The sequence below is a fragment of the Alkaliphilus serpentinus genome (assembly GCF_009017255.1).
Lineage (GTDB): Bacteria > Bacillota > Clostridia > Peptostreptococcales > Natronincolaceae > Alkaliphilus_D > Alkaliphilus_D serpentinus.
In genome coordinates, this window is record NZ_WBZB01000074.1 from 1 (window position 1) to 9,354 (window position 9,354).

8 protein-coding genes are annotated in these 9,354 nt (G+C 35.0%); 6 read left to right on the forward strand and 2 right to left on the reverse strand.

The annotated features are described in order from the left end of the window. Positions 1 to 180 precede the first annotated feature (180 nt). A complete protein-coding gene (locus tag F8153_RS15655) occupies positions 181 to 1,698 on the reverse strand; it encodes a 4Fe-4S binding protein (RefSeq protein ID WP_151867295.1) in 1,518 nt (505 codons plus the stop codon). Positions 1,699 to 1,895: 197 nt separating this feature from the next. On the opposite strand from F8153_RS15655, the gene F8153_RS15660 reads away from it, so the two are divergent. Continuing rightward, positions 1,896 to 2,738, forward strand: a complete 843-nt coding sequence (locus F8153_RS15660) for a L,D-transpeptidase family protein (protein ID WP_151867296.1) — start codon at positions 1,896 to 1,898, stop codon at positions 2,736 to 2,738. A gap of 285 nt (positions 2,739 to 3,023) precedes the next feature. Beyond that, positions 3,024 to 3,167 carry a hypothetical protein gene (locus tag F8153_RS16280; RefSeq protein WP_192929865.1) on the forward strand — a complete coding sequence of 48 codons (144 nt, stop codon included), beginning with the start codon at positions 3,024 to 3,026 and terminating at the stop codon, positions 3,165 to 3,167. Between the two features lie 80 nt (positions 3,168 to 3,247). Here the strand turns inward: F8153_RS16280 and F8153_RS15665 are convergent, their stop codons facing one another. Then, complete coding sequence (locus F8153_RS15665; RefSeq protein ID WP_151867297.1) at positions 3,248 to 4,879, reverse strand: MBL fold metallo-hydrolase RNA specificity domain-containing protein; 1,632 nt, start codon at positions 4,877 to 4,879, stop codon at positions 3,248 to 3,250. Between the two features lie 271 nt (positions 4,880 to 5,150). On the opposite strand from F8153_RS15665, the gene F8153_RS15670 reads away from it, so the two are divergent. From F8153_RS15670 to F8153_RS15685, 4 genes are all read left to right on the forward strand, one after another. Beyond that, on the forward strand, positions 5,151 to 5,870 hold the full coding sequence (locus tag F8153_RS15670) for an MgtC/SapB family protein (protein ID WP_151867298.1): 720 nt from the start codon (positions 5,151 to 5,153) through the stop codon (positions 5,868 to 5,870). 56 nt (positions 5,871 to 5,926) lie between these two features. Further along, the gene (locus F8153_RS15675; protein ID WP_151867299.1) at positions 5,927 to 7,000 is read left to right on the forward strand and encodes an HD-GYP domain-containing protein; all 1,074 of its coding nucleotides are present in this window, start codon (positions 5,927 to 5,929) and stop codon (positions 6,998 to 7,000) included. A gap of 156 nt (positions 7,001 to 7,156) precedes the next feature. Next, complete coding sequence (locus F8153_RS15680) at positions 7,157 to 8,368, forward strand: SpoIIE family protein phosphatase (protein WP_243137013.1); 1,212 nt, start codon at positions 7,157 to 7,159, stop codon at positions 8,366 to 8,368. A gap of 413 nt (positions 8,369 to 8,781) precedes the next feature. Then, entirely contained in the window at positions 8,782 to 9,051 is a 270-nt protein-coding gene (locus tag F8153_RS15685) for an HPr family phosphocarrier protein (protein WP_151867300.1), read from the forward strand. Positions 9,052 to 9,354: the final 303 nt, after the last annotated feature.

A 9,354-nucleotide genomic window follows, 5' to 3' on the forward strand; every position in this document is an offset into this window, starting at 1 on the left:
GTCCCGAACCGTCCCTGTGGTTTTTTTCCGCTTAAAAACCTTAGATACAAAGGACTTAATTGACATAGAACTCTCTCCCCTCAATAAAGCTTATTCCAACAAAGGAAAGATTGTGATATGTAAACTTTATAAGAAGTAAAAAAAAGCCCTTCCAGTGATGGGAAGGACTTACCAATACTATCAAGCTGTAGCAGCTTTTTTAGGGTGATTTTCTATACCCTTAATTTTTTCTTCGCTTTCATAGTAGATATCTTCTTTCTTTACACCTTGTTTTACAAGAATATCATAGCTATCTATAATCATTTTTTTAGAACCGCACATATAAACCTTATAGCCCTTAAGATCCATTTCCTTTAATAAATCCGTTACATAACCCTTACATTGATCTTTGTTCTTTGGTCGAGATGCAACGGAAATATATTGAAACTGATCATAGTTCTTATCTAAATCCTTAAAATACTCATCATAAATAAAATCCTCTTCGTATCTTTGACCCTGTAGAAGCTTTATAAATTGGGCTACTGATTGGTTAAGGACAGCATCCTTTGCCAGAGCTATAAAAGGAGTAATTCCAATACCATTTCCTATAAATAGAAGCTTATCAGCAGCTCTATCCAGTACCAGCTCATCCCCCATTGGTCCCTCTAGCTCAATGAAATCCCCAACCTTAAATTTATTAAAAATAATATCAGTTCCATAGCCCTTATCGACCTTCTTTATAATGACATTAAGGGTTTTATTGTCTTCATTATAGGAGGATATACTATAGGCCCTATAGGCCTTGGGCTCATCTTGAATTTTAACTAGAATAAACTGGCCAGCCTTATAGGCCACCTCACTTGGAGTAGCAAAAGTAAAGACATATTCCTTAACATCCTTATTAAAATCTCTGATGGCTGAAATTTTGGCTTTAATTTTTTGACGATTCTTATATCCCTCTAATGAAAGGTCTTCTATAAGCTTTGCAGTCTCCTTCTCTGTACCGATGGATAAGATGCCAGCAGGGCAGTTTTCAACACAGGTTGCACATCTAATACAGTTGATATTATCAAACTGATTATGATCTGAGAACTCAAGGTAAGGAGTCAACTGGAAGGGACAGACCCTAGAGCATTTGCCACATAGATGACACAGTTCCTTATCTAATATAGTCACCTTCTTATCGGTTTTCTTAACAACCCCTAACACTTTACCCAAGCCATAGGAAAGTTTTTGGATGGTTCCCATGGGGCAGAACTGACACCAGGTTCTAGAGTTAACAAATATGGCTAATAATCCCCCAGTGATTAATACCATTAGATAGGTGGTAACAAAAACAAAACCAAGACGATCCCAGAATTGGAGGCTCCCCCAAATTCCCAATACTTTAAACACCTTTCTTGAAAAATTCCACATGAAGAAACCAAAGAAGCCAATAATCATAATCTTAGATTTCAAAATTTTAGGTATTTTTCTGTTGGTGCTTAAGGGAGTTAATAGTACATCGAATAAGCTACCATGGGGGCAAAAATTTCCACACCAATATCTGCCGGTAAAAAAGGCGGTTATTGTTAAACCTGCCATAATGAATAGAACAAGAAGTCCAAGCTTAGGCTCCCACAGTCCACCAATGGCCACCAAAACAGTAAAAAACCATCCGTATTTTCGGATCGGAGTAAAAACTCGATTGGTTTTAATATAATAGTTGATATCCTTCATTTTTCGTCTCCTTCCAATATAGGTTCTCCCAACCCCTATGGGGAGGGGGTATAAATATAATTATAACTGTTAATAAGTTTCTTGTAAAGAGGATTAAAGGCAAAAGCTCATTAATATAATCCTTCCATCTATTTAAAAATATTTTATCATCACATATTCCAATCTCCTTCGTATGATGTAATAAGGAGGAGTGTGATATGAAATTAGCCAGTAGATACTTACGATTGTTAACCCCCTATATGGAGGGGCCTGATGTAATGCACCTACAGGAACGTCTTACCACCTTGGGTTATTATAATCAGGAAATTGATAGCATATATGATGAAGAAGTATTTGAAGCAGTCAGGAACTACCAAGCAGATTTTGGACTTGACCCCGATGGGATTGTTGGTCCTGAAACATGGAATTCAATAGGGTTAGATCCTGAAACCAAATATCCATTGCCTGAAGAGGGTTATTCCATCGAAATTGATTTAGAGAGGAAACTTTTAACCCTTAAGCAATTTACAGAAATCATTAGAACTTATCCTGTGGCCGTTGGAAAACCGTCAACACCTACTCCTGTAGGTGACTGGCAGATTATACAAATAACCTTAAACCCAGGAGGCCCCTTTGGTACAAGATGGATGCGACTTAATATTCCTTGGGGTGGTTATGGTATTCATGGTACTGATAACCCTGCATCCATTGGTACAGCAGCAAGTAATGGTTGTATTAGGATGTACAATGAAGATGTTGAGGAGCTATATGATATAGTCCCTTTAGGAACTCCCGTGAAAATTACAGGCAATGTCTTTACGGGAAGAATCTTAAGCGTTGGTGTAGAACCAGGACCCGATGTATTTTCAGTTAAGACCACTTTAACTGATTTAGGTTATTTTGAAGGTGAAATAGATGGAATCTTTGATGAGGAGCTGGAAGCCGCCGTTAGAAGCTTTCAAAGAGATTTTAATCTTGTATCCGATGGAATAGTGGGTGTTGATACTTATGACGAGCTACAATTGGCCTTTGATCAGCTATACGATATAAGGGAGCCCTAGTAGGGATAGGGATAAGAAGGGGGATTATGGAAAAATCTGTAGTTCCCTTTTTATTAAACATAGAAAATAAGGATGTTTTATACAAGCTATGGTTTAGGGTGCTTTCCTAACCATTATAAAAGGACAAGCCTATTTGAGGAATGAGGTTAGGATATTCACATAATTTGCATTTTTTCAGAATTGAGGTTGACAATAAGATAAGAAGGTATTAAAATTAAATTAATGAAATAATATACAAACATAAGTATATATATAAGTAAAATGGGTTTATTTGGAGGGAGCACCATGGATAATAATAAAACCTTAAAGGAAAAGATTAACCAAATAGGATATAGGCTAGAACAACAGAAAAAAACTGAAGATGCCTATAAAATACTTTTAGAAAATAGAAATAAGCGTAAAGAAATTAATAAGCTATATAAAGTTTAAAAAAAGTGCCACCTCTAACTGTAAAATCAGTTGATTAGTGGCACTTTATCATGCAATTAAATAGATTGCTTTTGTTGTGACTATTTACCCAGCAACAGGCTCAGATTTATAAGCTCCCTTTGTAAATCCAACAGTTTATTCTTTAAGTCGTCGTAGTTTTTCTCAAGTAGCTTGTCTTCGACAAATAAGTTTGTTTTTGACACTAAGCTCTCAAATTGATCATAAACCTCCTGAAGCTCCTTCTTAATGTTTTCTCTTCTTTGTAAAGGCTCTAAAATCTCTCCAGAATTGGTTTTTAAAACAGATTCTTCGAATTGGAAGGTATATCCAAGCTCCGGTATAAGGGTTGGGATTCCCAGTTCTTTATTAATTAAATCTGATAAAGCTTTGCTGGAATCCTTTTCGCCATGAACTAAGAAAATTCTTTTGGGCTTCTTTTTAAAGGCTTTAACCCAGTCAATTAGATCTCTTTGATCAGCATGGCCTGAAAAACCTTCAATACTATGGATTTCGGATAAAACTGCAACTTCCTCGCCCAATAGTTTTACCTTCTGGGCTCCATCCTTTAAAATTCGACCTAAGGTGCCCTCTGCTTGGTAACCAACAAAAACCACACTGTTTTTAGCCTTCCATAAATTATGCTTTAGATGGTGTCGAATTCTTCCAGCTGTACACATGCCACTGGCAGAGATGATAACTTTAGGATATTCTGCGGTATTTAATCTCATAGATTCTTTATGATCTCTAACAAAATGGAGGTTTGGAAAATGAAGGGGATTTTCTCCCTCTAAGATCATTTTTCTTGTTTCTGTATCGAAGCAATCGGAGTTTCTTTTGAAAATTTCTGTTGCTGAAATAGCCATTGGGCTGTCAATATAAATAGGTACCTTCATAAATTCTTCTAAATTGTTATTGGCAGCATAGTAATTATTCAATTCATAAATAAGCTCCTGGGTTCTACCTACTGCAAAGGAAGGAATGATTACAGTTCCTCCTCTACTAACGGTTTTATTAATGATCTCCATCAGCTTAGAGGATCTTTCTGCTACATTTTCATGAAGCCTATTGCCATAGGTGGATTCAAGAATTAGATAATCGGCTTCTTCAATTAATTCAGGATCCCTAATAATTGGTTTATCCTTTGTTCCAAGGTCTCCAGAAAACACAATTTTTAAGGTATCATCCTTCTCGGTAATCCAAAGCTCTACAATGGAGGAGCCCAAAATATGTCCAGCATCCCTAAAGCGTAGGGATATTGAATCATTTAAAATAAACTTCTGATTATATAGCTTTGATTCAAAGTAATTTAAGCTTGTTCTAGCATCATCGGCTGTATAAAGAGGTTCGACAGGAGGTAGCCCGGCCCTTTCTCTTTTTCTACTTAACCATTCTGCATCTGACTCATGAATATGGCCACTATCCACCAGCATAATTTCTGCTAAATCGTGGGTGGCTTTTGTACAAATGATTTTTCCCTTAAAGCCTTCCTTTACCAGCTTTGGGATCCGCCCCGAATGATCGATATGGGCATGGCTTAAAATAACAAAATCAATCTCCGATGGGATAAATTCAAAATCCTCGAAGTTGAGTTTTTCCAGCTCCTGGCTACCTTGAAAAAGTCCACAATCAATCAAAATATTGTAGGTGCCGGTGGTTATTAGAAAATTCGAACCTGTAACAACCTTTGAAGCTCCTAAAAATTTAATGTTCATAACGTAACCCCCTTAGATTTAGTAAATCCATATAAAAATTTATACCCTCTTAGGATAGATCATTCCCATGTATTTTTTACAAGTTAAAAAGTAAAGGTATTTAAATTATAATACACCGATTTCCATTTAATAACAAACAAAATTTTATGCAAAACAAGAAAATAGAAGAAATTTGTAGAAATTAAGAATTGTTTTATATAGGGTCATAAGGTATAGTTAAATTAAGGAAAATTACAGAAGGAAGACTATGGACTGGAAAGGGTTATAAAAAATGATTACTATGGGTGAATTGGTTTTAAGGTTGATATTGGCAACAATAATCGGTGGAGTAATTGGCTTTGAAAGAGAAATCAGTAATAGACCTGCAGGATTTAGAACCCATATTTTAGTTACATTGGGCTCCTGCTTAATTATGATTGTTTCGATATATGGTTTTATAGGATTTGGAGATGGAGGCCATGGAGGTGAACCCTCAAGGCTTGCGGCTCAGGTTGTAAGTGGCATAGGAATTTTAGGGGCTGGGACCATCCTTAGAGAGGGTACCAATATTAAAGGGTTAACTACTGCTGCCAGCTTATGGATAAGTGGAGGGATCGGCCTTACCATTGGTATAGGCTTTTATACGGCTGCCCTTGTTACAACGGGATTATCGCTATTCTCCTTAATTATCTTGAGGGTAGTTGAGGGTAGTATTTTGAAGAATAAAAAATATACCATCATAAAAGTTTCAGCCATCGATCGATTAGGATTATTGGGTGAAATATCATCAGTGATGGCATCCCACAAGGTGGATATTAGAAATATCAGTATGGAGGCTTCAACTACAGATGATGAAGCGGATACCTATACTTCAATTATTTTTTATGCAAAGCTACCATCTAAAATAGAACTCCATCAGCTTCATGATGACTTAAGCTTAGTGGAGGGAATAACCAATATTATATGGAATGATAAAGAGGTTTTTATATCTAAAGGTAGAACTTTAATATAAAGAAGCTGTTTTAAAATTAACAAATTTTTTGCAATAGATGTGCGGAGGATAGTAGGATGAAAAAGTTATATTTGTCTCAGATAAAGGACGGATCTCCAATACCTATGGATTTGTATAATTGTAATGGTGCTGTGCTAATAAAAAAGGGCACAGAGATGACAGATATATTGCGTAGAAAACTGCTAAGGAATAATATTGATTATTTTATTACCGATATAGCAATTTTTGAACCTGATATAAATAAATTATATGATGTGGATGATATCCTTTTAAGAGAGGTTGAAGAACTTCAAAAGGTATACAAGGTTTCCTTTGATGAGTTCAGTAACCAAATGGAGAGCTTAAAGAAAAACCATACCTTAGATAAAGGAACTCTTGACGATATTTCCAACAACCTTATTCAATGTATCACTGAACATAAACAAGTTTATATTGGAATTCAAGGAATACGTAGAAAGGATTTTTATACTTATATTCATTCAATAGATGTTGCAATATTTGCAATAATTATGGGGGAATCCCTAGGCCTTTCAAAGAGAAATCTGAAAAAATTGGCTTTATCGGCCCTCCTCCATGATGTAGGGAAGATAGAGATCGATGATGAAATACTATCTAAACCCACTAGTTTGACAGAAGATGAAATGAATAAAATGAAGATGCATACAATATATGGATATGAAATCATAAAAGATAAGCTTGGATACTTTGAAGAAATTGCAATGGTTGCATTAGAGCATCATGAAAAGGTTGATGGAAGTGGATATCCTAAGGCTGCGGAGAAAAAAAATATACATTTCTTCTCCCAGATTGTAGCCATTTGTGATATCTATGATGCTATAACGGCAGACAGAGTATATAGAAAGGGAGTATTGCCTCATCGCGGAGTCGAATACTTAATGAGTGTAACTAATAGTCATATTGATCATGAGCTAACAAGAAAGTTTATCGGGAATATCGCAGTATACCCCTTAGGTACTCAGGTTGGCTTAAATAATGGTGAGGAAGGAATTGTAATCCATCTTCATAAAGGCTTTCCTTTAAGGCCTGTAGTAAGGATAAAGGGCAGTAATATAAAAAGGGATCTTATGAAGGAGCTTACTTTATTTGTTAAGGAAGTAATTGAAAATTAATACATTAAAAGAAGTAAATAGTTTCTAGGGAGAGAATGCGGCTTATATCCCATATAACAAATTTTTAATATTTTTGATGATGGTAGCTGACATTAAACCATGCTACAATTAGAGTACAATTATCAAATGATTTTATGACATAAGGGGGGATGAAGTTTGGATGCGGCTAAAATACTGGTGTTTCAACCAAATAACAACGATTCATGCTCTATGAAGCGCTTGCTTAGACGTTTTGGTTATGGGGTTATTGAAGAGATAATGAAGGAAGACATGATTGAATTAGTAGTTCGTATAAAACCAGATATAATCATCATGAATGTTTTCCAAGGCAGCATTTGTTTAGAGGCTTGTAAGAAACTGAAGGAGGAGTATAGCACTAAGGATATCCCTTTAATTGTCCACCTCCATAGTGCTGTCGAAAAATTAAAGCTGGATTTTTTAGCGGTACCCATAAATGATTTTATTCAGCAACCCTTTCATGAAATGGAACTGATCCACAAAATACAGAATCAGTTACGAATCGTCAGTCTTCATAAAAAATTAAAACATTCCCAAAGGGCATTAGAGGAAAGCTTAGCTCTAGTAGAAAATCAAAAGAAAGAGCTAGATAACAATCTTTCTCTAGCTGCCAACATTCAAGAGTCCTTGATACCAAAATCCCTAGGAAGCATACCTAATTGCTCCTTTATTTGGCATTTTCAACCATCGGGCAAGGTAGGGGGAGACATTTTTGATGCCTTCATGCTGGATGAGGATCACATGGGATTATATATGATTGATGTGATGGGCCATGGGATCGCTTCATCGATGCTGGCGGTGGCCTTATCTGAATTCCTAATCCTGGATGTGGAAAGAGGGTCGCCATTAAAGCGAAAAATAAATGAGTATCCATACTATGAAATTATCTCCCCTTTAGAAGTTATAAACTATCTTAATAAAAGATTCCCCTTCAATAAATATAAGCATTATTTTACGATATTTTACATGATCCTGAATGTAAAAACTGGAGTTTTAAAGTATGTTAGAGCAGCCCACCCTGCACCAATCATCATAAAAAATGATGGGGGATTATATGAGCTTGATGCATATGGAACTCCCGTAGGCTTTGAATTTGGGGAAGGATATGATGAAAAGACGGTATGTTTAGATTCGGGAGATACCATCATTGTATATACTGATGGTTTAATGGAGTTGAAGGATACCGATGGAAAACCACTAGAATATGAAGGGATTATTGATTATTTTAAAAAGGAAATAAATTTTGAAAATCACCATTACACATTAAACCTTAAAAAGCTTACCCGAAGCCAAGAAACGATTAAGGATGACATATCGATATTAGAAATGAAATGGATTAAGTTTATATAAACTAGATCAGTTTTAGGCCCTTTAGGGCCTGAGGTTATCGAAAAACCCCTATATTTTAAAACTGAGAAATTGGCTCTCGGTCACAAGGCAGGATGAACTCAAAAATCACAGGTATTTTCAAAACTCACCTTCGGCTCAGACATTGAAAATACTATACTGTCATATGCTGGGGACTATCTCTCAGGGGTTATTGTATCTGTAATTTTCTCGTTCTTTTATTCTTATCTCCGCAGATTTCTCATTATTTAAGAATATAGGTGTTTAATTGTAGTTTTATACTTTTTCGATGGTCTGGGGCCCCTTTAGGGCCTTTTTTGTATGAAAAAATATAAAAAATTGAAAAATTGTTAAAAAACTGATATTATATAATAAACACTTTTAAAGGGTTAATCCATTGATGGGAGGGCTTAGGGATGCTTGAAAAGAAGGTTATTGTAAAAAATGAAATTGGGCTACATGCACGACCAGCTAGTCTTTTAGTTAAAGCTGCTACTTCCTATAAATCTGATGTATATATTATAAAGGATGGTAACGAGTACAATGGTAAAAGCATCATGAATATCCTTAGTTTAGGTGCTCAAAAAGGTGATGAGTTACTTTTAAAAATCGATGGTCCAGATGAAGAACAAGCTATAGAAGCCTTAGTGCGGTTAATTGAAGTAGAGCTAAAGGAAAAATATTAAACCTAAAATTGTAAGTTGAAAATTGAAAATGGAAAATTAAGAGTAAACTTCTGTAGCAATAAAAGTCATATATTTTTAACTTATAAAAAGCTTAAAAATACCCCTAGGGTATTTTTTTATTTATAGGAGCAAAAGAAATAATTAAATCATAATATATAAAATAATATATTTATACATATAATATACTTATTTCTATTGTGCTGTTCTGCGGTAAGTATCTAAAATTTCCAATGTTGAATAAAAATTTTTAATAAGATTTAAAAAATAAAAATATACATTATGGTGAAATGAAAAAGTAACTTC